Annotated in this window: 22 protein-coding genes and 2 tRNA genes; 12 read left to right on the top strand and 12 right to left on the bottom strand. The window is 74.7% G+C overall.

From position 1 onward, the window contains the following. Positions 1 to 89: 89 nt before the first annotated feature. The 4 genes from ACZ6J5_RS06660 (at position 90) to ACZ6J5_RS06645 (ending at position 4488) form a co-directional block, all read left to right on the top strand. A complete protein-coding gene (locus ACZ6J5_RS06660) occupies positions 90 to 680 on the top strand; it encodes a lytic polysaccharide monooxygenase auxiliary activity family 9 protein (RefSeq protein WP_469388325.1) in 591 nt (196 codons plus the stop codon). 26 nt (positions 681 to 706) lie between these two features. Beyond that, positions 707 to 2365, top strand: coding sequence for an AMP-binding protein (locus tag ACZ6J5_RS06655; protein ID WP_469388322.1), 1659 nt, complete (start codon positions 707 to 709; stop codon positions 2363 to 2365). 228 nt (positions 2366 to 2593) lie between these two features. After that, entirely contained in the window at positions 2594 to 3895 is a 1302-nt protein-coding gene (locus ACZ6J5_RS06650) for a sensor histidine kinase (RefSeq protein WP_469388320.1), read from the top strand. Then, positions 3835 to 4488: a response regulator gene (locus tag ACZ6J5_RS06645; protein WP_469388318.1), complete on the top strand. Its 654-nt coding sequence runs from the start codon at positions 3835 to 3837 to the stop codon at positions 4486 to 4488. Before ACZ6J5_RS06650 ends, ACZ6J5_RS06645 begins: the two co-directional genes overlap by 61 nt. Before the next feature lie 88 nt (positions 4489 to 4576). Here the strand turns inward: ACZ6J5_RS06645 and ACZ6J5_RS06640 are convergent. Then, positions 4577 to 4650, bottom strand: a tRNA-Lys gene (locus ACZ6J5_RS06640). A gap of 98 nt (positions 4651 to 4748) precedes the next feature. Continuing rightward, positions 4749 to 5507, bottom strand: a complete 759-nt coding sequence (locus ACZ6J5_RS06635; protein WP_469388316.1) for an IclR family transcriptional regulator — start codon at positions 5505 to 5507, stop codon at positions 4749 to 4751. 425 nt (positions 5508 to 5932) lie between these two features. Here ACZ6J5_RS06635 and ACZ6J5_RS06630 point away from each other — a divergent pair, with 425 nt between their 5' ends. Together ACZ6J5_RS06630 and ACZ6J5_RS06625 are read left to right on the top strand one after the other, a co-directional pair. Next, positions 5933 to 7009: an LLM class flavin-dependent oxidoreductase gene (locus ACZ6J5_RS06630; RefSeq protein ID WP_469388313.1), complete on the top strand. Its 1077-nt coding sequence runs from the start codon at positions 5933 to 5935 to the stop codon at positions 7007 to 7009. 274 nt (positions 7010 to 7283) lie between these two features. Further along, a complete protein-coding gene (locus ACZ6J5_RS06625) occupies positions 7284 to 8984 on the top strand; it encodes a glycosyl hydrolase family 18 protein (protein WP_469388311.1) in 1701 nt (566 codons plus the stop codon). 96 nt (positions 8985 to 9080) lie between these two features. Here the strand turns inward: ACZ6J5_RS06625 and ACZ6J5_RS06620 are convergent, their stop codons facing one another. After that, entirely contained in the window at positions 9081 to 10925 is a 1845-nt protein-coding gene (locus tag ACZ6J5_RS06620; protein ID WP_469388310.1) for a putative bifunctional diguanylate cyclase/phosphodiesterase, read from the bottom strand. 354 nt (positions 10926 to 11279) lie between these two features. On the opposite strand from ACZ6J5_RS06620, the gene ACZ6J5_RS06615 reads away from it, so the two are divergent. Then, positions 11280 to 12557 (top strand): M6 family metalloprotease domain-containing protein, encoded by a 1278-nt coding sequence (locus ACZ6J5_RS06615; RefSeq protein ID WP_469388666.1) that lies wholly within the window; start codon positions 11280 to 11282, stop codon positions 12555 to 12557. A gap of 69 nt (positions 12558 to 12626) precedes the next feature. On the opposite strand, the gene ACZ6J5_RS06610 is transcribed toward ACZ6J5_RS06615, so the two are convergent. The 7 genes from ACZ6J5_RS06610 to ACZ6J5_RS06580 all read right to left on the bottom strand — a co-directional run bounded on the left by ACZ6J5_RS06610 (position 12627) and on the right by ACZ6J5_RS06580 (position 18907). Continuing rightward, a tRNA-Lys gene (locus ACZ6J5_RS06610) sits at positions 12627 to 12700 on the bottom strand. Further along, on the bottom strand, positions 12691 to 13320 hold the full coding sequence (locus tag ACZ6J5_RS06605) for a bifunctional DNA primase/polymerase (protein WP_469388307.1): 630 nt from the start codon (positions 13318 to 13320) through the stop codon (positions 12691 to 12693). Before ACZ6J5_RS06605 ends, ACZ6J5_RS06610 begins: the two co-directional genes overlap by 10 nt. A 187-nt stretch (positions 13321 to 13507) precedes the next feature. Beyond that, positions 13508 to 13864 (bottom strand): hypothetical protein, encoded by a 357-nt coding sequence (locus ACZ6J5_RS06600; RefSeq protein WP_469388305.1) that lies wholly within the window; start codon positions 13862 to 13864, stop codon positions 13508 to 13510. Between the two features lie 151 nt (positions 13865 to 14015). After that, entirely contained in the window at positions 14016 to 15359 is a 1344-nt protein-coding gene (locus tag ACZ6J5_RS06595) for an AAA domain-containing protein (protein ID WP_469388303.1), read from the bottom strand. After that, on the bottom strand, positions 15356 to 16939 hold the full coding sequence (locus ACZ6J5_RS06590; RefSeq protein ID WP_469388300.1) for a hypothetical protein: 1584 nt from the start codon (positions 16937 to 16939) through the stop codon (positions 15356 to 15358). Before ACZ6J5_RS06590 ends, ACZ6J5_RS06595 begins: the two co-directional genes overlap by 4 nt. After that, a complete protein-coding gene (locus ACZ6J5_RS06585) occupies positions 16930 to 18060 on the bottom strand; it encodes a hypothetical protein (protein ID WP_469388299.1) in 1131 nt (376 codons plus the stop codon). Before ACZ6J5_RS06585 ends, ACZ6J5_RS06590 begins: the two co-directional genes overlap by 10 nt. Next, positions 17993 to 18907 carry a phosphatase PAP2 family protein gene (locus ACZ6J5_RS06580; protein ID WP_469388295.1) on the bottom strand — a complete coding sequence of 305 codons (915 nt, stop codon included), beginning with the start codon at positions 18905 to 18907 and terminating at the stop codon, positions 17993 to 17995. The genes ACZ6J5_RS06585 and ACZ6J5_RS06580 overlap by 68 nt, the downstream gene beginning before the upstream one ends. Positions 18908 to 19071: 164 nt before the next feature. Between ACZ6J5_RS06580 and ACZ6J5_RS06575 the strand changes: the two genes are divergently transcribed. After that, the gene (locus ACZ6J5_RS06575; protein ID WP_469388293.1) at positions 19072 to 19671 is read left to right on the top strand and encodes a histidine phosphatase family protein; all 600 of its coding nucleotides are present in this window, start codon (positions 19072 to 19074) and stop codon (positions 19669 to 19671) included. Between the two features lie 38 nt (positions 19672 to 19709). Here ACZ6J5_RS06575 and ACZ6J5_RS06570 read toward each other — a convergent pair whose 3' ends face one another. Further along, positions 19710 to 20996, bottom strand: a complete 1287-nt coding sequence (locus ACZ6J5_RS06570; RefSeq protein WP_469388290.1) for a tetratricopeptide repeat protein — start codon at positions 20994 to 20996, stop codon at positions 19710 to 19712. Between the two features lie 222 nt (positions 20997 to 21218). Between ACZ6J5_RS06570 and ACZ6J5_RS06565 the strand changes: the two genes are divergently transcribed. Together ACZ6J5_RS06565 and ACZ6J5_RS06560 are read left to right on the top strand one after the other, a co-directional pair. Then, positions 21219 to 21656, top strand: coding sequence for a hypothetical protein (locus ACZ6J5_RS06565; RefSeq protein WP_469388288.1), 438 nt, complete (start codon positions 21219 to 21221; stop codon positions 21654 to 21656). A 55-nt stretch (positions 21657 to 21711) separates the two neighbouring features. Next, positions 21712 to 22587 carry a spermidine synthase gene (locus tag ACZ6J5_RS06560; protein WP_469388286.1) on the top strand — a complete coding sequence of 292 codons (876 nt, stop codon included), beginning with the start codon at positions 21712 to 21714 and terminating at the stop codon, positions 22585 to 22587. Between the two features lie 197 nt (positions 22588 to 22784). Here the strand turns inward: ACZ6J5_RS06560 and ACZ6J5_RS06555 are convergent, their stop codons facing one another. Next, positions 22785 to 23390, bottom strand: coding sequence for a hypothetical protein (locus ACZ6J5_RS06555; protein ID WP_469388284.1), 606 nt, complete (start codon positions 23388 to 23390; stop codon positions 22785 to 22787). A gap of 34 nt (positions 23391 to 23424) precedes the next feature. Here ACZ6J5_RS06555 and ACZ6J5_RS06550 point away from each other — a divergent pair, with 34 nt between their 5' ends. Continuing rightward, positions 23425 to 24126, top strand: a complete 702-nt coding sequence (locus ACZ6J5_RS06550; RefSeq protein WP_469388282.1) for a response regulator transcription factor — start codon at positions 23425 to 23427, stop codon at positions 24124 to 24126. After that, a complete protein-coding gene (locus ACZ6J5_RS06545) occupies positions 24123 to 25529 on the top strand; it encodes a HAMP domain-containing sensor histidine kinase (protein WP_469388279.1) in 1407 nt (468 codons plus the stop codon). The genes ACZ6J5_RS06550 and ACZ6J5_RS06545 overlap by 4 nt, the downstream gene beginning before the upstream one ends. Positions 25530 to 25586: the final 57 nt, after the last annotated feature.

Raw genomic sequence — 25586 nt, 5'->3', positions numbered from 1 at the left:
CTTGGTACTTGGTCTAGACCGGAATCAGTGTCATCGCGCGCGTGCGGCACGACCCACAGAACTCCCCCACGTTCTCCTGGAGCGAAGCTATGCGCAAAAAGACAGGAGTGGCGGCCGTGGCGCTCGGCATCGCCGCCGCCTCCCTCTTCGCCACCACCAGTGCGAGCAGTCACGGCTACACCGACTCGCCGATCAGCCGCCAGAAACTCTGTGCCAACGGCACCGTGAAGAACTGCGGCGACATCCAGTGGGAGCCGCAGTCGGTCGAGGGGCTCAAGGGCTTCCCGGCCGCGGGCCCCGCCGACGGGAAGATCTGCGCCGGCGGGAACTCCCGCTTCTCGCAGCTCGACGACCCCCGCGGCGGCGCCTGGCCCACCACCAAGGTCACCGCGGGCCAGAGCTACACCTTCCGCTGGCAGTTCACGGCCCGCCACGCGACCACGGACTTCCGCTACTACGTCACCAAGAACGGCTGGACCGGGACCAAGGCCCTGACCAGGGCCGACCTCGACACCCAGCCCTTCCTGGTGGTCCCGTACAACAGCCAGCAGCCGCCGGCCACGCTCTCGCACTCCGGGACCATCCCGGCGGGCAAGACCGGGCGCGGCGTCATCCTGGCCGTATGGACGGTCGCGGACACCGGGAACGCCTTCTACGCGTGCTCGGACGTTCAGTTCTGACGTAGCGTCAGTTAGCATCCGCCCCCATGGGGACCGTCGCGGAGCTCGTACGACGCCAGTGGGACGACCAGCGGACCGGACTGAGGGACGAGCACACCGCCCTCACCCACCACCAGGTCGCCGCCGGCGCCGCCGCGCGCGCGGCGCTGCTCACGGAGCTGATGCCCGACCGGCCGGGGTGCGAGCCGCACCTCGGCCTGCTGCTCGACAACACACCGGAGTACCCGCTCTGGCTCGGCGCGGCGGCCCTCGCGGGGGCCGCCGTCGCCGGGATCAACCCCACCCGGCGCGGCGCCGAACTCGCCCGGGACATCCGCCACACCGAGTGCCGGGTCCTGGTCACCCAGCGCGCCCACCTCCCGCTGCTCGACGGCCTCGCCCTGCCCGGCCTGCGGATCCTGGTCACCGACACCGAGGCGTACGGGGCCCTCCTCGCCCCCTACGCCGCCGCCACCCCGGACGACCTCGTCCCCCTCCGCCCGGTCGGCCCCGACAGCCGCCTCCTCCTCTCCTTCACCTCCGGCTCCACCGGCGCCCCCAAGGCGGCCGTCTGCTCCCAGGGCCGGCTCGCCGCCGCCGGCGCCTCCCTCGTCTCCCACTTCGGGATACGCGCCGAGGACACCCACTACATCTGCATGCCGATGTTCCACGGCAACGCCGTCATCGCCGACTGGGCCCCCGCGCTGGTCGCGGGCGCCGGGATCGCCCTGCGCGCCCGCTTCTCCGCCTCCCGCTTCCTCCCCGACGTCCGGGCCTTCGGCGCCACCTACTTCACCTACGTCGGCCGGGCCGTCCAGTACCTCCTCGCCACCCCCGAGACCCCGCACGACCGCGACCACGCCGTCCGGATCGGCTTCGGGACGGAGGCGGGCGCCGTGGACGCGGCCCGCTTCGAGGCGCGGTTCGGCGCCCGGCTCGTCGAGGGGTACGGCTCCTCCGAGGGCGGCGCCGCCATCCAGCGCACCCCCGGCACCCCGCCCGGCGCGATCGGCCGCGCCGCCCCCGCCGACGACCTGGCCGTGGTCGACCCGGAGACCCGCCGCGTATGCCCCCCGGCCCGCTTCTCCCCGGCCGGCGCCCTGCTCAACGCCGACGAGGCCGTCGGCGAGCTGGTCAACCGGGGCCGCAACCCCTTCGAGGGCTACTGGCGCAACCCCGAGGCGCAGGCCGCCCGGCTCCGCGACGGCTGGTACTGGACCGGCGACCTCTTCTACCGGGACGCCGACGGCTTCCTCTACTTCGCGGGCCGCACCGACGACCGGCTCCGCGTCGACAGCGAGAACCTCGCCGCCGCCATGATCGAGAACATCCTGGCCCGCTGGGACCGGGCCGCCGGAGTCGCCGTGTACGCCGTCCCCGACCCGGCCGCCGGCGACCAGGTGATGGCCGCGCTGGCCCTGCGCCCCGGCACCGCCTTCGACCCCGCCGCCTTCGGCGCCTTCCTGGCGGCCCAGCCGGACCTCGGCACCAAGATGCCGCCGCGCTTCGTCCGGGTGGTCCCCGAACTCCCCCTCACCGCCACCAACAAGATCCACCGGGTGGCCCTCCGCCGCACCGCCCTCGGCTCCCCGGACCCCACCTGGTGGCGCCCCACCCCGACCGCCCCGTACGAACCCCTGACCCCGGCCGCCCGCGCGAGCCTGCGCGCCCAGTACGCGGAACGGGGCCGGGACTTCCCGGGTTAGGGCCCGCCCAGCGGATCGGGCCCGCCCAGCGGACCAGCCCACGGGCCGCCCCCGCCCAGCGGATCGGGCCCGTCCAGCGGATCGGGCCCCGCCCGCCCCCGCCCACGGGCCTGCCCACGGCCCGCCCCCGCGCTCCCCGCCCCCGCGCCGGGGTAGTCCCAGCCCCACCCCCCGTACACCCCCCACGCCCATGGCCCCGCCCCCGCGCCCCCGCCTACCGTGAGCGCCATGGAGCCCCGTACCCCCTGGCAGGCGCTGGCCCGGCCCCGGCGATTCCCGCTGACCGTCTGGCCCTGGCGGGCCGTCGGCTACCTCGCCTCCGGCGCCGTCCTCGGGGCGCTCGCCCTGCTCGTCCTCCTCCTGCTCGCCGGGTTCTCGCTCGTCCTCCTCGGGCTCCCGCTCCTGCTCCTCGCCGGGGTCGCCCTCGGCGGTCTGGAGCGCCGCCGGCTGCTCCTCCTGGACCGGGACCCGGCCGCCGACCCGCACCGGCTCCCCGACGCCCCCGGCCTCGCCGCCTGGCTCCGGGTCCGGGTGCGCGAGCAGGCCACCTGGCGCGAGCTCGGCTATGCCGTGCTGCTCGCCACCGTGCTCTGGCCGCTCGACCTGATCACGCTCGCCGTCGGCCTCGGCCTGCCCGCCGCGCTGCTGAGCGCGCCCGTCCAGCTCGCCGCGGCCGGCGGCGAGGAGGCGAAGGTGGTCAAGGCCTTCCTCGTCACCTCCTACCCGCAGGCGATCGCCACGGCCCTGCTCGGCCTCGTCCTGCTGCCCCTCCTGCTCTACCCGCTCACCGTCCTCGCGGCCGCCCGCGCCGCCCTCGCCCGCGCCCTGCTCGCCCCGCGCGAGGCCGAGCTGCGGGACCGGATCGGCGAGGTCACCGCCTCCCGCGCCCGGCTCGCCGCCGCCTTCGAGGCCGAGCGGCGCCGGATCGAACGGGACCTCCACGACGGCGCCCAGCAACGCCTGGTCGCCCTCACCATGACCCTCGGCCTCGCCCGCTACGACGCCCCGCCGGGCCCGCTCGCCGAGCAGCTCGCGAAGGCGCACGAGGAGGCCGGACAGGTCCTGACCGAGCTGCGCGAACTGATCCACGGCATCCACCCGCGGGTGCTCGCCGACTACGGACTCGCCGAGGCCCTCGCCGACGCGGCCGACCGCTCGCCGGTCCCGGTCGACGTCCGCGCCGACGCCCTCCCGAGGCTGCCCGCCCCCGTCGAGAGCGCCGCCTACTTCGCCGCCCGCGAGGCCCTCGCCAACCTCGCCCGGCACAGCGGCGCCACCCGCTCCCGGCTCACCGCCCGCCACACCGGCGGGCTGCTCCGGCTCACCGTCGAGGACGACGGGCGCGGCGGCGCCGACCCGGCCCGGGGGAGCGGGCTGACCGGGCTCGGCGACCGGCTCGCGGTGCTCGATGGCACACTTTCGCTCACCAGCCCGCCCGGCGGGCCGACCGTGCTACGAGTGGAGATCCCGTGCGGCGTTCGCTCCGCGTCGTCCTCGCCGAGGACGGCGTCCTCCTCCGCGAGGGACTGATCGGGCTGCTGGCCCGTTTCGGCCACGAGGTGGTCGCGGCGGTCGGCGACGCCGGCGCCCTGCGCGCCGCCGTCGCCGCGCACGACCCGGACATCGTGGTGACCGACGTGCGGATGCCCCCGGACTTCCAGGACGAGGGGCTGCGCGCGGCCGTCGCCCTGCGCGCCGAGCGCCCGGGGCTGCCGGTGCTGGTGCTCAGCCAGTACGTGCAGCGCAGCTACGCCGCCGACCTCCTCGACGCCGGGGACGGCACGGGTGTCGGCTATCTGCTCAAGGACCGGGTCGGCCAGGTCGAGGAGTTCCTGGACGCGCTGGTCCGGGTCGCGGACGGCGGCACGGTGGTCGATCCGGAGGTCGTACGGCAGCTGCTGTGGCGGCACCGGGACCCGCTGGCGGCGCTGACGCCCCGCGAGCGGGAGGTCCTGGGCCTGGTCGCGGAAGGGCACTCGAACGGGGCGATCGCCCGCCGGCTGGTCGTCACGGAGGCGGCGGTCGGCAAGCACATCGGCAACATCCTGGCCAAGCTGGAGCTGCCGCCGGCCGAGGACACCCACCGCCGGGTCCTCGCGGTCCTCGCCTATCTGCGGGCGTGAGGCGGAGGGCGCGGGGCGGAAGGGCGCGCGGGGCGCGCGGGCAAAGAAGAAAGGCCCCTCGCTCTCGCGAGGGGCCTTTCCCTGTCGGTGCGCCGCCAGGGACTCGAACCCCGGACCCGCTGATTAAGAGTCAGCTGCTCTAACCAACTGAGCTAGCGGCGCTTGCTGACAGAGAAAATACTACCTGGTCCCCGGGGGTGCTCCCGACCACGGCCGAGCACCCCCCGGGCAGCCCGTCGGGCGGCCGGCCGGGGCGCCGGTCAGATCGCCAGCGACAGCACCACCGGCGCGGCCCGCCGGTTCAGCGTGTCGGCCGCCGAGCGCAGCCGGTGCGCGTGCTCGATCGGCAGCGAGAGCGCGAGGCACCCCACCGCCGAGCCCGCCGTCAGCGGCACGGCGGCGCAGACCGTGCCCACCGCGTACTCCTGGAGGTCGAGCACCGGGACGGTCGGCGGCTGGCTGTCCAGCTTGGAGAACAGCACCTTCTCGTTGGTGATCGTCCGCGAGGTCAGCCGGGCGATCTTGTGCCGGGAGAGGTGGTCGCGGCGCCCGTTCTGGTCGAGCTGGGTCAGCAGGCACTTGCCGACGGCGCTCGCGTGGGCGGCGGAGCGGAAGTCCACCCACTCGTTGACCTTCGGGGTGCGCGGTCCGTCGGCGAACTGGGTGATCTTCACCTCGCCGTCGATGTACCGGCTGATGTAGACGGCGGCACCGACCGAGTCGCGCAGCTCGGTCAGGGTCTCCTGCAGCTTGAGCTCCAGGGCCTCGCGGCGGGTCATGCCGGAGCCGAGGAGGACGAGGGAGTCGCCGATGACGTAGGCGCCGTCGGAGACCTGCTCCACATATCCCTCGCGCCTGAGCATCAGGAGCAGGGACGTCAGATGGGCGACGGGCAGGCCGGTCTCCCGTGCGATCTGCACGTCCGACACTCCGCCGCCGTGCCGTGAGACCGTCTCCAGCACGCGCAGCGCGTATTGCACCGAGTGGAACGGCGCGGTGGGCTCGGGCTTCAGCGCCACGGTTTCCCCCTACCAGGTTGTGACCGCTAGCTTCCGTACCACGATAGCCGCCAAGGGCCCGGTACGGGGCGGCTGTTGGCGAGATTGATGCGGTGCAAGGGCGCCCTACGCTGGGGCGCATCACTCTGGCATATGCCAGAGTCACAGCCCGAGGGGAGAAAGTGAGGTCAGGACAGTGCGGGAAGGTTCCCGCACGGGCGTTCGGGCCGCTCCGGACGTGAAGATTTTTTCGGCCCGGGGCCCCGGTGGGGACCCCGAGGGCCCCCGCGCGGGCCCCCTGGGGGCGCTCGGGGCGTGCCCGGAGGGGCGTACGAGGTCGCAGGGGGACCCGGGGCGACGGAAGTCGGCCATGGCCGGAATAACCGGAGACACCCTCCTGTTATCCCTCCCCGTACAGACGACCCCGCGCAGGAAGGCCGCCCACGGTGAGCGACGCGATTCGAGGAGAGGCGCGGGGCACCGCGCCCGTACCGCTGTCCGTACTGGATCTCGTCACCGTCGGCAGCGGGCGCACCGCGAGCCAGGCGCTGGCGACCAGCGTGGAGATCAGCCGGCTCGCGGAGCGGCGCGGCTACCACCGGCACTGGGTGGCCGAGCACCACTCGATGCCCGGGGTCGCCTCCTCCTCGCCCGCCGTGATCCTGGCCCACCTGGCCGCCCACACCCGCCGCATCCGGCTCGGCTCCGGCGGCGTGATGCTGCCCAACCACGCCCCGCTGGTGATCGCCGAGCAGTTCGGCACCCTGGAGGCGCTGGCCCCGGGCCGGGTCGACCTGGGGCTGGGCCGCGCCCCCGGCACCGACGGCGCCACGGCGGCGGCGCTGCGCCGCGGCGATCGGCTGAGTGAGGGGGCGGACGACTTCCCGCAGCAGCTCGCCGAACTGGTCCGCTTCCTCGACGACGACTTCCCGGACGGGCACCCGTACGCCCGCATCCACGCCGTACCCGGGCCGGTGCAGGGGCCGAAGGGGCGCCCGCCGGTCTGGCTGCTGGGCTCCTCGGGCTTCAGCGCGCGGCTGGCCGGGGCGCTCGGGCTGCCCTTCGCCTTCGCGCACCACTTCTCCGCGCACAACACGATCCCCGCGCTCGACCTCTACCGGGACTCCTTCCGTCCCTCGGCGGTGCTCGACGCGCCCTACGCGCTGATCGGGGTGGCCGCGCTCGCCGCCGACGACCCGAAGGAGGCCCGCCGGCAGGTGCTGACCGGCGCGCTGTCGATGCTGCGGCTGCGCACCGGGCGGCCGGGCCTGATCCCTACGCCGGAGGAGGCGGAGGCGTACGACTTCAGCGCGCCCGAGCGGGAGTTCGTCGACTCCTGGCTGGGGAACGTCGTGCACGGCACGGCGGACGAGGTGCGCGAGGGGCTCGACGGACTGCGGAAGCGGACCGGCGCGGACGAGCTGATGATCACCGCCAACGCCCACGGCGGGGACGCGCGGGTACGCAGCTACGAGCTGATCGCGGACGCGTACGGGCTCCCGGAGCTGTCGACGGGAGAGTAAAACCTGGAGACCTTCCGGCCGTTGGTTCAGTTCCGAACGACCGGACGGCCGATCCCTAAGTGAACCTTAAACCGCTCGTCACATGTGGTGGCGGGCGGTTCCGTTTTGTGCTGCGGGCTTCCCGGGCGTCGCTGACAAGGGCTTTCTCGCGCCAATTGGTCTAGTCCTCAATCTGGTTCAGACCATTGACGCGCTGTTCACGCGCCGGATATCACTGCTCCAACTTCCGTACCGCCACCCCACCCGGAGGCCGCACGTGCACCCCCGCAGAACAGTGATCGCAGCACTTCTCAGCTCCGCCCTCGCCGCCGGCGCGCTCGCCGCCACCGTCGGCCTCGGTTCCGCACAGGCCGCCGACAGCGCCGCCTCCGCCACGTCGACGGGCGGCGTGAAGATCGCCTACTACGACCAGTGGAGCGTGTACGGGAACGCGTTCTACCCCAAGCACCTGGACACCCGCGGCATCGCGGCCAAGCTGGACATCATCAACTACTCGTTCGGGAACATCCACCCGACCGACCTCACCTGTTTCCAGGCCAACAAGGCCGCGGGCGACGACAACAACCCCAACGCCGGTGACGGCGCGGGCGACTCGTACGCCGACTACCAGAAGTCCTTCTCGGCCGCGGACAGCGTCGACGGCGTGGCCGACAAGTGGGACCAGCCGATCGTGGGCGTCTTCAACCAGTTCAAGGAGCTGAAGGCGAAGCACCCCAACCTGAAGATCAACATCTCGCTGGGCGGCTGGACCTACTCCAAGTACTTCTCGGACGCGGCCAAGACCGACGCGAGCCGCAAGAAGCTGGTCGCCTCCTGCATCAAGCAGTACATCCAGGGCGACCTCCCGGTGGAGGGCGGCTACGGCGGCCCCGGCACCGCAGCCGGCATCTTCGACGGCATCGACATCGACTGGGAGTACCCGGGCTCGGACGGCGGCCACCTCGGCAACCACTACGCCCCCGAGGACAAGCAGAACTTCACCCTCCTGCTCGCCGAGTTCCGCAAGCAGCTCGACGCGTACGGCGCCGCCAACGGCGGCAAGAAGTACCTGCTGACCGCCGCCCTGCCGGCCGGCCAGGACAAGATCAAGTACATCGAGACGGACAAGATCGGCGCGTACCTCGACTACGCGAACATCATGACGTACGACATGCACGGCGCCTGGGACGGCGACGGGCCGACGTACCACCAGTCCCCGCTGTACTCCGGTGCGAACGACCCGACCGACGCGATCAAGCCGGGCACCGAGAAGTACTCGATCGACAACGCCATCGACTCCTGGATCGACGGCAAGCCCGCCTACGGCATCGCCGGCGGCTTCCCCGCCAACAAGCTGACCCTGGGCTACGAGTTCTACTACCGCGGCTGGAAGGGCGTCCCCGCCGGGACCGCCAACGGCCTCGCCCAGCCCGCCACCGGTGCCTCCGGCGCCCGTCCGCTGAGCCAGCAGCCCGGCATCGCGCACTACAAGGAGCTCGGCGGCATCGTCGACAACCCGGCCACGACCTTCTGGGACGACCAGGCCAAGTCCGCGTACTTCTACAAGGACGGCGAGTTCTTCACCGGCCTCGACCAGCGCACCATCCAGGCCCGTGCCGACTACGCCCACCAGCGCGGCCTCGCCGGCGCGATGATGTACTCGCTGCTCGGCCTCGACGCCAACGCCACGCTCTTCAACCAGATCGTGACCGCCGTCGGCTCCTCGCCGACCACCCCGACGACGCCGCCCACGACGCCGCCGACCACCCCGCCCACGACCCCTCCGACCACGCCGCCGACCACCCCGCCCACCACGCCTCCGACGACGCCGCCGACCGGCTGCACCGCCCCGGCGTACGTGGCCGGCACGGTCTACACCGGTGGCTCGACCGTCTCCCACAAGGGCCGCAAGTGGCTCGCCCAGTGGTGGACGCAGAACGAGGAGCCGGGCACGACCGGCGACTGGGGCGTCTGGAAGGACCAGGGCGCCTGCTAGTCCCCGTCTGATCACCAGCCCCTCATGAACCACTGCCCCCGCCCGGAATGTCCCTCCGGCCGGGGGCAGTTCCATGCCCGGACACCGGGCGGGGCGTCACACCGGCAGCGGCGCGACCCCGATCAGTTCGGCGATGCGGTCCGGGGCCACCGGCCGCGAGTAGAGCCAGCCCTGCCCGGTGTCGCAGCCGATCCGGCGCAGCCGGGTGGCCTGCCCCGAGGTCTCCACGCACTCGGCGGTGACCGTCAGCCCGAGGCGGTGGGCCAGTTGCACCAGCGCCTCCACGATCAGCTCGTCCGCCGGGTTGGCGTGCGCCTCGTCCTGGAAGCCGCGGACGAAGGAGCCGTCCAGCTTCAGCACCGAGACGGGCAGCCGGCTCAGATAGGCCAGGTTCGAATAGCCGGTGCCGAAGTCGTCGATGGCGATCCGCACGCCCATGTCGCTGAGCGCCTGGAGCGCCTGGAGCGGGCGGCCCGCCGAGCCCATCACCGCGGACTCGGTGAGCTCCAGCTGGAGCAGATGGGGCGCGAGCCCGGTCTCGGCGAGGATGCCGGCGACGTCGGCGACCAGGTCCGAGTCCCAGACCTGCCGCACCGCCACGTTCACGCTGACGAAGATCGGCCGGTCGCCGGGGTGGTCCTTCTGCCACTGCCGGGCCTGGCGGCAGGCGGTCTCCAGCACCCAGCGCCCGAGCTCGACGATGGAGCCGTCCTCCTCGGCGATCCCGACGAACCGATTCGGCGCCAGCGTGCCGAACTGCGGGTGGTTCCAGCGCACCAGCGCCTCGACTCCGCGCACCGCGCCGTCGGCGAGGTCCACCAGCGGCTGGTACTCCAGCGCGAACTCGCCGCGCTCCACGGCGGGGCGCAGCGTGGAGCTGAGGGCCTGCCGGGTCATCCGGTGGGCGTTGCGCTCGGGGTCGAAGAGCGTCCAGCGGCCCTTCCCGTCGGCCTTGGCCCAGTACAGCGTGGTGTCGGCGGCCTGCATCAGGCAGGTGGCGGTGGAGCCGTGGGCGGTCCGCTCGACGACGCCGATGGAGGCGGAGACCGAGAGCCGCTGCCCGGCCAGGTCGAAGGGGCGCTGGAGCGCGGTCAGCACGGACCGGGCCAGGTCGGCGAGCTGCTCGGTGCCGGTGGAGTCCTCCACCAGGATGGCGAACTCGTCGCCGCCGAGCCGGGCGACGAGGTGCCCGCCGCCGCGGGTGTAGCCGTACTGGTCGGCGCACTCGGTCAGCCGGCCGGCGACGGCGGCGAGCAGCCGGTCGCCGACCCGGTGGCCGAGGGTGTCGTTGACGGCCTTGAAGCCGTCCAGGTCGAGGTAGCAGATGCCGATCCGCCCTGTTCCGCCATGCCCGTACGACCGGTACGACTCGTACGACCGGTCCCGGGGATCGCGCGGGTCGCCCTCCTCGACGTCGAGGGCGGCGCTCTCCAGCGCGGCGGTGAGCCGCTCGAAGAAGAGGGCGCGGTTGGGCAGCCGGGTGACCGGGTCGTGCATCTGGAGGTGGCGGAGCCGGGCCTGGAGCTCGCGGCGCTCGCTGACGTCGGCGACCGAGAGCAGCACCCTGGGGCTGTCGGGCAGCGGGGCGACCGTGACCTCGGCCCACAGCGAGCGCCCGTCGGGGTGCTTGAGGCGGCGGGTGCAGCGGAAGCGGGAGCGCCGGCCGCGCAGCACCTCGCGGTACGCGTGCCAGGTGCGCCCGTCGGAGGCGAGGTCGACGAGGTCGGCGGCGGTCTGCTCGCGCAGGGCGGCGGGCTCGGTGCCGAGGAGGGCGGCGAGCGAGTCGTTGGCGGCGACCACGGTGCCGTCCTGGTCGACGAGGGCCATCGCGAGCCGGGCCGCGCGGAAGGCGGCGGAACGGTCGCGGAGTTCGGACGGGTGACGCTCCGTGAGCGAGGGCTCCGCCGACGGGTGCACCGGTTCTTCGGGGGTTCCGCTCACCGCTCGCTCCCGTAGTGCGTTCGGGCCGTACAGATGTGGTCGGAATGGTCGGCCAGGGAAAGTGTGCCGATCATAGAGGCTGGCCGGGGGCCGTTCCAGCTCCGGGGCCCGGCGGCGGGGCCGCGCGGTGCCCGGGACCGCCCGTCCGTTGCCCTCGCCCGATCGTTTCTGCGCGGGTCTGACACGGGCCGACGCCACCCTGACCGAATGTGACTTTCCGTGAGCCGTCGCGCGTCCGTGTCGCGTCGACCCGGCGGGTCCCGCTCACCCGACCGGGGCAGCGGAAAGGTGCGAAACCCGGCAAACCATCACAAGGTGGGTGAGGTGTCGCGCATTCCGGAGCCGGAGGTCCACGTGAGGGGTCAGCAGCCACCCGGGGGAGTGCCCGTGGGAGCGCCCGGAGGAGCGCCGCGTCCGCGCCTGCGGGCGGGGGCGGCGGCCTTCACCTCCCTCGCGGCGCTCGCCGCGACCGGCCTCGTGGCGGGCCCCGCCGTCGCCGCGCCCTCGGCCGGGCCCTGCGCCCTGCCCCGTACCGCCGCGCACCACTCGCTCGGCCTCGACACCTGGAACCGGGCCTATCCCCGGCCCACCAGGACCCTCGACGCGGTCATGATCTTCCTGTCCTTCCCGGACTCCACGCCGCTGACCACCCCGGCCGAGCTGACCGCCGACCACTTCCCCGGCACGGCCCGGTTCTTCGAGCGGGCCTCCTACGGGCGCTTCACCCTGCGCACCCATGCCCAGACCGGCTGGACCCGGATGCCGCGCGACTCCTCCGCGTACGCGATACGGCGGGACTGGGACGCCGAGCACCGCGCGGCCTATCTCCGCGACGCGGTGAAGGCGGCCGACGCCTCCGTCGACTTCTCCCGCTACGACGTGGTCTACCTGGTCGCCGACCCGGACGCGCCCGGGGTGGACTCCGACGCCACCAAGGTGGTGAACCTGGAGCACCCGCTGGAGGCGGACGGCACCGAGATCAAGCGGGTGGTCACGGTCTTCGAGCGGCACCCGCCGGACCGCAACGTGCTCGCCCACGAGACCGGCCACGTCTTCGACCTGCCCGACCTCTACCACCGGCCGGTGGACGGCAAGGGTGACTGGGACACCTACGTCGGCGACTGGGACGTCATGGGCAGCCAGTTCGGCCTCGCCCCCGACCTCTTCGCCTGGCACAAGTGGAAGCTGGGCTGGCTCGACCGCTCCCAGGTGGCCTGCGTCCGGGGTCCCGGCACTCGCACGGTGAGCCTGGAGCCGGTCGCCGCCGCGCCGGCCGCCGGCGGCACCGTGGGGACCCGGCTCGCGGTCGTCCGCACCGGCGAGGACAGCGTCCTCGCGATCGAGGCCCGCGCGGCGACCGGCAACGACCGGGACACCTGCGCCGAGGGCGTGCTGGTCTACCGGGTCCGCAACGGGGCGGCCTCCGGCGACGGGCCGGTCGAGGTCGTGGACGCCCACCCGGACACCGAGGCCTGCTGGGACCGCTCGGTCTACCCGCCGCTCGCGGACGCGCCGCTGGGCGTGGGGGAGTCCTTCACCGTGCCGGGCACGGGCGTACGGGTGGAGGTGGCCGACCGGACCGAGGCGGGCGTCTGGACGGTCCGCGTCACGGGCCCGCAGGCGGCCCGCTGACCGGACGGCGGCGCACCGCCCGCGCACACGAAGAAGCCCCCCGCTTCCGCGAGGGGCTTCTTCTGTCGGTGCGCCGCCAGGGACTCGAACCCCGGACCCGCTGATTAAGAGTCAGCTGCTCTAACCAACTGAGCTAGCGGCGCCTGCTGACGTCGTAGACATTAGCACCCGGATCCGCCGGAGGAAAAATCGATACCCGCACGTCGGCGGCGGAGGCGGCCCTGACCGCCCGGACGCAGGCCCAGAGCAGCACCTCGGGCCCGGGCAGCCACGGGGAGCGGGTGTCGGGGGCGACCAGCCAGCGGGGGCCGCCGGCGTCCCCGGGGCTCAGCGCGGGGACGGTCACGGCGTCGCCGGTGCCGTGGCAGAGCGGCCGGGGCACCGCCTGGCCCCACTCCTCCCAGTCGAGCAGCGACGGTAAGCGCTGCGCGGTGCCCGGGGCGGCGAAGAGCAGCATCCGGCCCCGGTGGGTGGCGACCGGCCCGCAGCCGGGCCCCTCCGCCCACAGCCGGTCCAGCATCCGGCGCCCGAACGTCGGCTCCACGTTGACCACGTCGAAGGCGGTGCCGCAGGGCAGCACCGGGGCGGCGGTCGGGTGCGCCTCCCAGAGGTCCAGCAGCGAGCGCTGCCCGCTGACGGCGGAGGCGAGCCAGGCGGCCCCCGCCTCGGTGACCCGCGCGGCCTGGTGCCGCCCCTCGTCCAGGTCACGCAGGGCGTGCAGGATCTCGTAGGGGGTCGTCTCTTCGCGCAGCCAAGTGGTCATACGGGAAGATCTACCGGGCGTGACCGGTCGGTTTCAGCGGGTTGCCGGAAACCCGGACACGGCGGGGTCCGGGGGAGTATCGTGCGCCCCGGCATATGCCAGAAAATCAGACCGGTGGCCGGATCCACTCGGTCCGGCCGGTCGGGCCGGCCCACCCCGTCCGGCTCCCCGGCCGGGCGGGGGCGGCTCACTCCTCCGGGTCGTGGCCGCCCGTCCGGATCAGGCCCTCACCGAACTCGATCATCTTCCGGGCGTAGTCCTCGGTCCACCCCGCCCGCTCCGCGACGGCCTTCGGCGTCAGCCGGTCGAACCGGCGCGGATCCGCGAGCTGCGCCGCCGCGATCGCCTGGAACTCGATCGCCCGGTCCGCCGCCGCCCGGAACGCCAGCGTCAGCTCCGTCGCCCGGGAGAGCAGCTCCCGGGGATCCTCTATCGACTCCAGGTCGAAGAAGTGCTCCGGATCGGCGGTCGCCTCGGCAGGCTCGAAGATCAGCGGGGCCGGCCTGACCCGTCGCTGACCGCTCCGCTCCGCGGGTTCCGCCATCGTTCTCCTCCTCGCGCGCACGCGGCCCGGACACCCGGGCCGCCACCCATTCTCCCGCGCCGGGCAAGACCGCCCCAGGGCGCACCCACCGGCGCCCGACGCGCCCGGCGCGCCCCCTGGCTCCGAGGGCCGGGCCGGGTGGGCGCACCCGTCACGGCGTCCAGCCCACCCGGTGCTCCGCCAGATGCGACAGCACCGCGTGATTCGCCTCCCAGCCGTCCGGGAACTTCACCGTCACCCCCAGCTGGACCGGCTCCGTCGACGGGTGCTCGTCCAGCAGCCCGGCCACGCCCGCGCGGCAGACCACCACACAGGCGTGCCGGTGCCGGGAGGCCAGGACGCACAGGCGGCCCGTCTCCAGGTGGAAGGCGGTCGCGTCCGGGCGGCCCGACAGCGGGTGCAGCACCACCGTCACGTCGTACTCCCGGCCCTGGAGCCGGTTGGCCGTGTCCACCGTCACGCCCGTCACCCCGAGCCGGGCGAGCTCCGCCCGGACCGCCGCCGCCTGGTCGCGGTGGGCGGTGCCCACGGCGATCCGGTCCGGGGTGACCGGCGCGGGGACCTCGGAGCGCTCCGAGAACGCCACCCCGCCCCGGTCCAGCAGCCGCCGCACCACCAGGGCGACCGCGTGCACCGCCTCCGGATCCGTGCGCGGGGTGTGCCGGGCCGGCAGCTCCAGCAGGCCCCAGCCCGACTCCGCCGCCTCGTCGAGCACCCGGTCGGGACCCGAACCGTCCGAGGCCACCCCGAACGACAGCCGCCGGTCCCCGTGCCCCGTACCGCTGCGGAACCGCGTGTACGGATAGAAGGCGTCCGACACCAGCGGCGCCGCCGACGCCGGCAGCCGCCACGAGACCGGCAGCCGGTGCTGCGGCAGCTCCGGATTGTGCGCCAGCAGCGTGGCCACCGCGCTCGCCGACGGGTCGTACGAGAGCCCCGCCCACTGCTCCGCGCCCACCACCGAGAACGGGTCCAGCTGCCCCGGATCGCCCACGAACAGCGCCCGCTCGAAGAGCCCGGCCACCGCCAGCAGCGCGTCCGAACGCATCTGGTACGCCTCGTCCACGATCGCGTGCGCCCACGGCTCCACGTTCTTCACGTGCGCCCACTTCGCCGCCGTCGACACCACCACCGGAAGCCCCGCGAGCTCCCCGGCCTTCGCCGACTTCCGCACCTGCTCCAGGCCGTCCAGCGCCCGGTCGTACGGATCCGCGTCGTTCGAATGCAGCCGGCCCACGGCCAGCTCCGGCTCCTTCTCCGCGATCCGCAGCACCAGGTCGTCCACCTGCGCGTTGGTCTGCGCCACCACCATCAGCGGGCGCCCCGCCGCCGCCAGCTCCAGCGCGGCACGCACCACCAGCGTCGACTTCCCGGCGCCCGGCGGCGAATCCACCACCACCCCGCGCGAGGAGCCGCCCAGCGTGTCGGCGAGGATCTCGCGGGTCGCCCGCGCGGCCAGCGCCGAGGGATCGAACGGCTCTCGGACCGCGCTCACAGCACATCCTCCGGGGTCACCGCGTCCGGCAGCTCCACAGCGTCCGCCCGAGGCGGACCCCCGTGCGTCCACGGGGTCTCCTCCGGGTCCGGCAGCTTCGCGCCCACCCGCGCCTCGTGCTCGAACAGCGTCCAGGCGATCCGCTCGCCCTTCTCCGGCACCGAACCCTCCGCCGGCTCCTTGGCCCGGCCCATCCGGTCCGTGATCCGCAGCACCAGCGCCCCGTCCGGCTCCAGCCCGGCGAACTCCGCCGTCTGCGGCCTCCCGTCGAGCGAGCGGAACACCTTCACGCCCTCGTCCAGCCGAGGCGCGTCGTCCGTGCGGACGGTCAGCAGCGGACGCGGACGCCCCTTCTCCGTCCGCGTCATCGTCACCTCCGCCACCTCCGCCACGAAGGCCTCCCCGGACAGCCGCCGCCCCGCCAGCACCAGCGGATCGTCCAGCGCCTCCTGCGCCTCCAGCTGCGTCTGCGCCTGCTCGCGCGCCGCCAGCTTCCGCGCCGCGGTCACCGCGTCGTCCCGGCGCGGCTGCGGCGGCTCGCCCGCGGCGATCCGGTCCCGCTGCCCCGTGAACGACCAGCGGTCCCGGGTCCAGCGCTCGGCCACCCGCGCCCCCTCCGGCAGCTCCCGCAGCAGCCCGAGGGCCTGCCACACCGCGTCCCAGGCCGGCTTCATCTGGGTGACCAGCAGTCGCCGGATCTCCCGCTCGGCGGCGCCCAGCGCGGCCAGCCCGTCCTCGGCCACCCCGCCGTCCTCGGCGGCGCCCATCGCCTGCCGGGCCCGGTCGTAGCGCTCGATCGCCGGCGCCAGCAGCCCGTTGTCGAAGGCGGGATCGGTCGCCGGACCGGCCGGCGGGCACCACAACTGCCCCCGCTCGTCCCGCTCCAGCTCCGCCCGCAGCGCCGCCTCCGCGCCCGACGCGCCCTCCGGCGGATCGATCCAGGACAGCAGCGCACCCAGGTGCTGGTCCTCCAGCGAGGACTGGCCCGTCGCCCAGTGCCGGTTCAGCAGGTCCGTCGCCGCGAGCAGCAGCGAGGAGCCCGGCACCCGCGCCCGCTCCCCGTAATGCGTCAGCCAGCGGCCCAGCAGCGGCACCCGCGGCGGCGCCGGGAACGGCGTCTCCGGATCCTGCTCGGCCGTCCGCCGGAACCGCGTCGAGCGCCCCAGCAGCCGCACGTACTCCACGGCCGCCCGGCCCGGCACGATCAGCTGCGGGGCGTCCGCGCACAGCTCGACCTCGACCTTGGCCTTCTTGCCGGTCTCCGGGTCGGTCTCGGACCGCTCGACCCCCTCCACGTCCTCGGTGAACGAGTCGACGTACGGCAGCACCGCGTCCGCCAGCTCGGCCAGGAACGTGAAGCGCAGGTCCCGGTCGCGCGGCTGCGGCACGACCAGCAGCCGAGGCTCCGCCGGATCGGTGCCGACCAGCGCCCCCAGCGGCGCCCCCGCCTCACCGGAGGTCGTCAGCGGTACGAGGACCAGCGGGCGCGCCGACAGGTGCCGGTGCCGGACCGTGGCCAGCGGGCGCGCCCGGCCCGACTCCACGGCCTCCATCCGGGCCAGCGTGGCGATCAGCGGCATCCCAGCGCCTCCGCCCGCAGCTCCCGCGCGCGGCGCAGCGCCGCCACCGCCGGATCGTCGCTCTCCGCGTTCTCCCCGCTCTCCCCGCTCTCCCGGCGCGCCGCCGCCAGCACCTCGCCGATCGTCGTCAGCCCGCCCAGCTCCCCGCGCACCGAGCGGCCCAGCGCCTCCACCACACCGGCGGCCCGGGCCCGCGCCCGGCAGTGGAAGGCCAGCTCGCAGGCGGCCAGGCACTCCGGCGCGTACGCGTGCGGCACCGCCTCCACCGACTCCGCCAGCCGCTCCGGCGAGCACTCCGCCACGTCGAAGGAGACACCCTCGGGCAGCGCCGCCACGATCTCGTCGAGCCGGGTCAGCCGCTCCACCTGACGCCGGGTCACCGAAAGCTGCCTGCGCACGTCGACCGCCGCCGCCGTCGGCAGGTTGGAGAAGTCCTTCGGACACACGAGCAGCACCGAGTGGGCCACCGTCGCGCCGTCGGTGACGGCGGCGACCCGGTCGAGGGCCAGCACGTACACCGCGGCCTGCCGGGCCGCGGCGCCCACCTTCGCGGGATCGGCCGAGCCGTCGATCATCGGGAAGGACTTGATCTCCACGACCGTCCAGCGCCCGTCGGGGTGCACCACCACCACGTCCGGCTCCAGATAGACGGGCGACCCCGCCACCTCCACGGCCAGCATCGGGTGGTCGAGCAGCGCCCAGCGGCCCGCCCCGGTCGCCTCCCGCAGCGCGAGCGCCGTCCGCGCGGCCCGGCCCTGCGGACCTGCCGCCGCGAGGTCGGGCAGGTCCACCTCCGCCGGCTCCTCGACGCCGAGCAGCCGCAGCAGCTCCCGCCCGCCGTCGGCCTTCACCTTCGCCTCGAAGGCGTTGCCCCGCGCTATCGCGAACTGCGACTGGCCGTACCCCGAGGGGGAGCCCAGCTTCGCGGCCAGCGCCGTCTTGTCGACGCCGGCACCGTCCAGCAGCGCGCGGCGCCGGCAGCCCGGGTTGGCGGCCAGCGCGGCCACGGCCCGCGCGTCGAGCGGGCGCGGCACGGAGGCCGGTCCGCGCAGCTCAGCGAGCCGATGCCGGACGGTCGTCTGAGGCGGTCGGGGCGGACCGCTGTCGAGGGATGCGCTCACCCGCGGAAGTCTCCCATCCGCCACTGACAGCGGGGGAGTTTCGGGCGGATTCGGCCCCGGTCGCCCGGCCCGAGCCCCCGCCGACGCCCCCGCGCGGACCCCGCCCCGGCAGCCGCGCCGCGACCCGGTCGGCCAGCCGCAGCGCGTACGGGGTGAGCAGCAGCCCCGCGCCCATCACGGCCGCCCCGGCGACCGCGTCCAGGAGGTAGTGGTTGGCCGTGCCCATGACCACCAGCGTGGTCAGCAGCGGATAGCCGACCCCGGCCGCGCGCCACAGCGACCGGCGCGCCCCGGGCGCGTACCGCCACAGCATCACCCCGCACCACAGCGCCCACCCCACGTGCAGGCTGGGCATCGCCGCGTACTGGTTGGTGAGCGCGCCCATCCCGCGCGGGGCGCTGGCCTCGGCGCCCCACCAGCCGTACGCGCTGAACCGCGCCATCGTGTCCACGAAGCCGTACCCGGGGTCGAGCAGCCGGGGCGGGCAGGTCGGCAGCAGGGTGAAGCCGACGAGCCCGAGCAGCGTGGAGACCATCAGCCAGGTCCGGGCCGCCCGGTAGCGCGCGGGACGGCTCCGGAAGAGCCACACCAGGACCGCCGGGGTGACCAGGTAGTGCAGCGAGGCGTACAGGAAGTCGGCCGGGACGCCGAGCGCGGGCACCGAGGTGAACAGGCGGTTGAGCGCCCGCTCGACGTCGATCCCCAGGACCTCCTCGGCCCGCAGCAGCGCCAGTCCGTGGCCGACCGCGGCGTCCACGTCGCCGCGGGCCAGCAGCCGCCCGCCGGAATAGGCCGCGTACACCGCGCCGATCAGCGCGAGCTCCGCCCACCACCGTGGTCTGCGCATCCGAGTCCCCCAGTCGCGTCCCCCGGCGGCCGTCGCCGGCCGCCGCACGTGTCCCCCGATCGTGTGAGGACGCGGGGGAGCGGCGCGGGGTTGCCAGGAGGCCACCGGGAATTCATGTGGGCGATGATGGAGGGGATCCGTTCCGAACCACCCGGAGAGACCCCATGGCACCGCGCATCCTGCTCGCCCGGCACGGGCAGACCGAATGGTCGCTGCTCGGCAAGCACACCGGCAGGACCGACATCCCCCTGCTCGACGAGGGCCGACGCGGGGCGAAGCTGCTCGGCGCGCGTCTGAGCCGAGGCCCGTGGGCCGGTCTTGACGGCGTCGAGGTGCGCACCAGCCCCCTGGTGCGGGCGCGGGAGACCTGCGAGCTCGCCGGTTTCGGCGAGCGTGCGGAGGACTGGGACGCGCTGATGGAGTGGGACTACGGCGCCTACGAGGGGATGACCCCGGCCGAGATCCAGGCCGTCCGGCCGGGCTGGTTCATCTGGCGCGACGCCGTCCCGGACGGCGAGACGCTCGCGGAGCTGTCCGCGCGGGCCGACCAGGTCGTGGAGTGGGCCCGCTCGGCCGACCGCGACGTGCTGGTCTTCGCGCACGGGCACATCCTGCGCTCGATCGCCGCGCGCTGGATGGGGGAGGACGTCTCCTTCGGCTCCCGCATCCGCCTCGACCCGACCAGCCTGTCGGTCCTGGGCTGGGCCTACGGCGCGCCCGCGGTCGAGCGCTGGAACGACACCGGGCACCTGGAACAGGCGTGACGGGACGCCCGGCACGGCCCTGACGGGCGGCGCGCCGGTCAGTACGCGGCGAGGACCCGGCGGGTCTCGGCGAGCAGGGTGCGGATGCGGGCGGAGTCGACGCCGTCCAGGGAGTCCACCACCCGCTGCATCTGGGCCGCGGCCTCGTCGGGGTGCCCGGCGTGGGCGAGGTTCCCGGCGAGCTGGGCCCGGTAGAGGGCCAGGTTGCGGGCGAAGTGCGGGTCCTGGAGCACGGTCGCCCGGTGGGCGTGCCGGGCGGCACGGGTCCAGTCGCCCAGCATCGACCAGCACTGGGCCTCCAGGGCCTCCAGCTCGGGCTCGCCGAAGAACGACATCCACTCGGGGTCCTGCTCGCCTCGGCCCCGGCCGAAGAGGTCGTGGGCGCGGCCGAGCGCCTGGGTGCAGGCGGCCCGGTCGCCGAGCCCGGCCCAGGCCGCCGCCTCGCGCAGGGTCAGCAGGGTGAGCAGCCGGGCGGAGCCCAGCGGCTGCGCGGCCCGCAGCCCGGCCTGGGCGGCCCGGACGGCCTCCCGGTACCGGCCCGCGTCCCTGGCCAGGAACGAGGTGTTGCAGAAGGCGTGCGCCTCCAGGGCGGCGTCCCCGGCGACCCGGGCGGTGGCGAGGGCCTCGGCGTAGTGGGAGCGGGCCTCGTCGAGCCGGCCGGAGTCGTGGGCGAGCCAGCCGACGGAGATGGCGAGCTCGCCGGCGCCGTTGTGCAGCCGGTCGGCGGTGGAGCGGCGGGCGCTGACACCCGCGTCGAGCAGGGCGTAGGCGGTACGGAGCGGCTGGGTGGCGCGCTGGTAGAGGCCGTCGGCGCCGTGCCGGTCGTCGAGCAGGCGGATCTGGCGTACGGCGTCCTCGACGGCGCGCACCTCGGCGTCGCCGACGCGGTGGGCGCCACGGGGGGCGGGGATCGCGGCGGCGGGGCCGCCGAGTCCCAGCGAGACGGCCGCCATGGTGGCGGTGCCGCCGGTCATGAATGCGCGACGCAGCACGTCGCTCTCCTCATCGTTCCGGGTGGTGATGGCGAGGGGCGGCGGTGCCCCGGCCGGGACGGCCGGCCGCCGGCCGCGAACGGCCTCCCTCGCCGAGAAGCCCAGGTCCGCGAGGCTCAGTCCGGGGAACATGTGCAGGAAGACCCGCTCGTACGCGTAGTTGGGGCAGCGGATCTCGCCCGCCTCCACGCGCCCGATGTAGCGGGCGTCACATGCCACCTGCTCGCCGATCTCCCGCGCGGCCCGGCGGACCGACGCGGCGAACTCCGCCGGCGAGTGCCGGCCGCGCAGTCCGCGGAAGGCGAGATTGGGAACTGCCCGTGACAACGCCATGGCCGAGCCCTCTCCTGGTGCTGCCGGTGTTCCGGCGGGGCAAGAACGTACCCGCTGTGACCGGGCGCGCACGCGGAGTTTGCAAACAAATCGGATATCTCGCCTGCGATCTGCCATGAACTGCCATCCTTTGCGGCGGCGCGCCGCCGTAGCCGTTGACGTCCCCGGGCGTTGAACCATGCGGAGAGACGGAACGTGTCTCCTGGAGTGAGGAGGGGTCCCATGGCGGATACCGCGTCACAGTCCACCGCGACGCACGCACCCACCCCGGACGCCAGCGCGTCCCCGGCCGAACCCTGCGACCTGGTCACCGTGCCCGCCCGGCAGGGCCTGGAGGCCGTCGACATCCTGCGGCGCGGCGGGTCCCCCGCCGTCGGCCCGGTGCTGCACGACGGCGCCTGCGACACGCTCGGCTTCCTGGTCCCGCCCGGGACCGCGGCCGGCTGGGACATGCCGGGCAGCGCGTGTACCAGGACCGCGGGCCGAGGGCTGCGCCTGCCGGAGCTCCCGGAGCTGCCCGGCCCGGACGGCGCCACCCCCCGCCCCGCGGACTGGCTGCTGCCCCCCGGCGACAGCGGCGAGGTGACCGACCCGGCGATGCTCCGCGAGGCGCTCGGCCAGGCGGCCCGCCTGATCGAGGCGGCGGACGGCTGCCGCTGAGCCCTCTCCGGCCCCGCGCGGCTCGTCGGGCGGCACCCGGCCGGCTGCGTCGATAATGGGGCACGTGGCAAGGAACAGACAGCGGGAGCGAACGGCGTCGGCCGTCGCCGTCGTCGAGACCGTCGACGGCGGGCTCGCCGAACTCATACCCGACCGGGAACGCCCCCGCGGCTGGACGCTGCTGATCGACGGCGCCCCGCAGTCGCACGTCGATCTCGACGACCCCGCGCACCTCGGCTTCGAATACCAGCGGCGCCTCGGCCACATCGCCGACCTCGCCGCCCCGCCGAACCGCCCCCTCCAGGTCGTGCACCTCGGCGGCGGCGCCTTCACCCTCGCCCGGTACATCGCGGCCACCCGGCCCCGCTCCACCCAGCAGATCGTGGAGCTCGACGGCCCGCTCGTGCGGCTCGTCCGCCGGGAACTGCCCCTCGACACCACCGCCCGCATCCGGGTCCGCTCCACCGACGCCCGCGCCGGGCTCGGGAAGGTGCAGGACGGCTGGGCGGACCTGATCATCGCCGACGTGTTCAGCGGGGCCCGCACGCCCGCGCACCTCACCAGCACCGAATTCCTCACCGAGGTGCGGCGCGCGCTGCGGCCCGGCGGCTTCTACGCGGCCAACCTCGCCGACGGCCCGCCGCTGGCCCATCTGCGCGGCCAGATCGCCACCGCCGCCGCCGTCTTCCCCGAACTGGCCCTCACCGCCGACCCGACCGTGCTGCGCGGGCGCCGCTTCGGCAACGCGGTGCTGCTCGCCTCCGACCAAGAGCTCCCGGTGGCCGAGCTGACCCGCCGGGTCGCGGGCGACCCGCACGCCGGACGGGTCGAACACGGCCGGGCGCTCGCCGACTTCACCGGCGGCGCGGCACCGGTCACCGACGCGGGCGCGAAGCCCTCGCCGCTCCCCCCGGCCGCCGTCTTCCGCTGACCGGCACCCGTGACGAGAGGCCCCAGGGCCTGTCGTCACACTCCCGTCTGCCTCGCGACGCCTGGCACGCGCTCTCGCCGCACCGGGCGAAAGCCCGGGTACGTCCAGTACGCGGGCTTCCGCCCGGCACGCCGAGAGCACGCACCAGACGCCGCGAGGCCGCCCTCCGGGCGACGACGGGACTGTGACGACAGGCCCTAGAGGGCGCGCTCGTCGATCTGCACGCGGGGCGCGGTGTCGTGCCACATGCAGAACACCGAGATCTCCCGGCTGTCCTTGGTGAAGGTCACCCGGATCCAGGTCGACTGCTTCCACACCTGCATCTGCCAGCCCGACTCCGGCGTCGCGTTGACCAGTTCGGCCGAGGACGGGCCGAGGTCGAAGACGGCCCGGCCGCCGTCGGTGCCGTAGCTCTGGACGTTCCCCCCGCCCCCGCCGCCACTCCCGCCGCCCTGGTCCGGCGCCGTGCCCGTGCCGGGCGTGCCGCCGGGGGCGCCGGTCCCGGTCGCCGGGGCGGTCGTGCGACGCGTCGGGTGCGTGGCCGGGGAGCTCGGCGGGCGGGTCGTCGGCGGGGGAGTGGCCGGCGGCGCGCTCGGGGAACCGGACGCGCTGGTCGAGGAGGTGACCGGGTCGGAGCCGCTGGCGGCCGAGCCGATGCCGGCCGGGATCGGCAGCGCGCGCGGCGGGTCGTAGACCGTGCCCGCGAGCACCGTGTGCACGCCCCACCACGAGAGCGTGACCGCCCCGCCCGTGGCGAGCGACCACGCCAGCGCGTGAACCAGTCCTCTTCGCATCCGGCTCATACTGCCATCCCCCGGATGGCGTACGGTGCGCCCCATGGCAAGTGTGCTCGTGGTCGAGGACGACCAGTTCGTGCGCTCCGCCCTCATCCGGCATCTGACCGAGGCGTCGCACCTGGTGCGCAGCGTCGGCACGGCCCTGGAGGCGCTGCGCGAGGTCGCCCATTTCCGTTTCGACGTGGTCATCCTCGACCTCGGACTGCCCGATCTGGACGGGTCCGAGGCGCTGAAGATGCTGCGCGGCATCACCGATGTTCCCGTGATCATCGCGACCGCGCGCGACGACGAGGCGGAGATCGTCCGGCTGTTGAACGACGGCGCCGACGACTATCTGACCAAGCCCTTCTCCGTGGAGCACCTGTCCGCCCGGATGGCGGCCGTGCTGCGCAGGGCTCGCTCCTCGGGAGGCGAGGTCCCGCCGCCGCGAGAGATCCGGGTCGGCGGGCTCGCCATCGACCCGCTGCGCCGTCAGGCGGCCCTGGACGGCACGCCGCTCGACCTGACCCGGCGGGAGTTCGACCTGCTGGCCTTCCTGGCCGGCCGCCCCGGGGTGGTCGTGCCGCGCAAGGAGCTGCTGGCCGAGGTGTGGCAGCAGTCGTACGGGGACGATCAGACCATCGACGTACATTTGTCATGGCTGCGGCGTAAGTTGGGCGAAACGGCCGCCCGGCCCCGCTATCTGCACACCCTGCGCGGGGTGGGCGTGAAGCTCGAACCGCCCCTGGAGGCGCTGCCGTGAGATGGGCGCTGGTCAAGGTGTCGCTCGCCGTCACCGCCATGGTCGTCGTCGCGTTCGCCGTGCCGCTCGGTCTGGTCGTCAAGGAGATGGCCAGGGACCGGGCCTTCTCCAACGCCGAGCGCCGGGCCGCGGGCCTGGCGCCGGTCCTCGCGATCACCACCGACCGCGATCAGCTGGACCGGGCCGTCGCCACCACCGACGACGGCGCCGAGGGCCGGCTGGCCGTCCACCTGCCCCCGTCGCCGGACCGGCCGGGCGCCGAGGGCATCGAGGTGGGCACCCGGCGCGCCACCGACCAGAACCTGGCGACCACCCGGCGGCTCGGCCGGGCCACCATCGCCGAGGTGCCGGGCGGCTCGGTGCTCCTCCAGCCGACCGCGGTCAGCCCCGACCAGGTCGCCATCGTCGAACTCTTCGTCCCCGAGGGCGAGGTCAGCAACGGCGTCGCCACCGCCTGGCTGGTGCTGGCCGCCGTGGGGGTCGCCCTGATCGTCGGCTCCGTCGCGGTCGCCGACCGGCTCGGCGTGCGCATGGTCCAGCCCGCCCAGCGGCTCGCCCGCGCCGCCCATGAACTCGGCGAGGGCAGGCTGGGCGCCCGGGTCCCCGAGGAGGGCCCGCCGGAGCTGAAGTCCGCCGCCACCGCCTTCAACTCGATGGCCGACCAGGTCGTCCAGCTCCTCGCCAACGAGCGCGAGCTCGCCGCCGACCTCTCCCACCGGCTGCGCACCCCGCTGACCGTGCTCCGGCTCAACGCCGCCTCGCTGGGCTCCGGTCCCGCCGCCGACCAGACCCGGGCCGCCGTCGAGCAGCTGGAGCGCGAGGTGGACACGATCATCCGCACCGCCCGCGAGGCCAAGCCGCAGACCCAGCCGACCGCGCCGCTGGCCGGCTGCGACGCCTCCGAAGTGGTGCGGGAGCGGATGGACTTCTGGTCGGCGCTGGCCGAGGACGAGGACCGCAAGGTCCGGGTCGCCGGGGTGGACGGACCCGTGCGCATCCCGGTCGCCCGGCCCGAACTCGTCGCCGCGCTCGACGCCCTGCTCGGCAACGTCTTCCGGCACACCCCCGTCGGCACCGCCTTCTCGGTGGACGTCCACAACGGCGACGACGCCGTCATCGTCCTGGTCTCCGACGCGGGCTCCGGCATCGCCGACCCGGCCGCCGCCCTCGCCCGAGGCAACAGCGGCGCCCGGGACGGCTCCACCGGACTCGGCCTCGACATCGTGCGCCGCATGGCGGAGTCCACCGGCGGCGACGTCCGCATCGGGCATTCGGTCCTCGGCGGCACCGAGGTCCGCATCTGGATCGGCCTCGACGGGCGCCGCCCGGGCGGCGGCGGGGGCCGCCGGGGCCGGCGCGCCGGTGCGGGCGCGGGCCGCCGCGGCAGGCGCCAGAAGGCCTGAGGGGCACCCCGTCGCGCCCCAACCTTTCGGCGCCCCGATGCCTCCCTTAAGTGGAGC

It is taken from the genome of Streptomyces sp. NPDC042100 (genome assembly GCF_055582325.1).
This window is presented reverse-complemented; position numbering and strand designations above follow the sequence as displayed.

Excerpts from the sequence above, each read along its gene's own strand:
- ACZ6J5_RS06660 (WP_469388325.1), top strand. The coding sequence starts at position 90 with ATGCGCAAAAAGACAGGAGTGGCGGCCGTGGCGCTCGGCATCGCCGCC.
- ACZ6J5_RS06655 (WP_469388322.1), top strand. The coding sequence starts at position 707 with ATGGGGACCGTCGCGGAGCTCGTACGACGCCAGTGGGACGACCAGCGG.
- ACZ6J5_RS06650 (WP_469388320.1), top strand. The coding sequence starts at position 2,594 with ATGGAGCCCCGTACCCCCTGGCAGGCGCTGGCCCGGCCCCGGCGATTC.
- ACZ6J5_RS06605 (WP_469388307.1), bottom strand. The coding sequence starts at position 13,320 with ATGACCACTTGGCTGCGCGAAGAGACGACCCCCTACGAGATCCTGCAC.
- ACZ6J5_RS06600 (WP_469388305.1), bottom strand. The coding sequence starts at position 13,864 with ATGGCGGAACCCGCGGAGCGGAGCGGTCAGCGACGGGTCAGGCCGGCC.
- ACZ6J5_RS06590 (WP_469388300.1), bottom strand. The coding sequence starts at position 16,939 with ATGCCGCTGATCGCCACGCTGGCCCGGATGGAGGCCGTGGAGTCGGGC.
- ACZ6J5_RS06580 (WP_469388295.1), bottom strand. The coding sequence starts at position 18,907 with ATGCGCAGACCACGGTGGTGGGCGGAGCTCGCGCTGATCGGCGCGGTG.
- ACZ6J5_RS06575 (WP_469388293.1), top strand. The coding sequence starts at position 19,072 with ATGGCACCGCGCATCCTGCTCGCCCGGCACGGGCAGACCGAATGGTCG.
- ACZ6J5_RS06570 (WP_469388290.1), bottom strand. The coding sequence starts at position 20,996 with ATGGCGTTGTCACGGGCAGTTCCCAATCTCGCCTTCCGCGGACTGCGC.
- ACZ6J5_RS06565 (WP_469388288.1), top strand. The coding sequence starts at position 21,219 with ATGGCGGATACCGCGTCACAGTCCACCGCGACGCACGCACCCACCCCG.
- ACZ6J5_RS06560 (WP_469388286.1), top strand. The coding sequence starts at position 21,712 with ATGGGGCACGTGGCAAGGAACAGACAGCGGGAGCGAACGGCGTCGGCC.
- ACZ6J5_RS06555 (WP_469388284.1), bottom strand. The coding sequence starts at position 23,390 with ATGAGCCGGATGCGAAGAGGACTGGTTCACGCGCTGGCGTGGTCGCTC.
- ACZ6J5_RS06550 (WP_469388282.1), top strand. The coding sequence starts at position 23,425 with ATGGCAAGTGTGCTCGTGGTCGAGGACGACCAGTTCGTGCGCTCCGCC.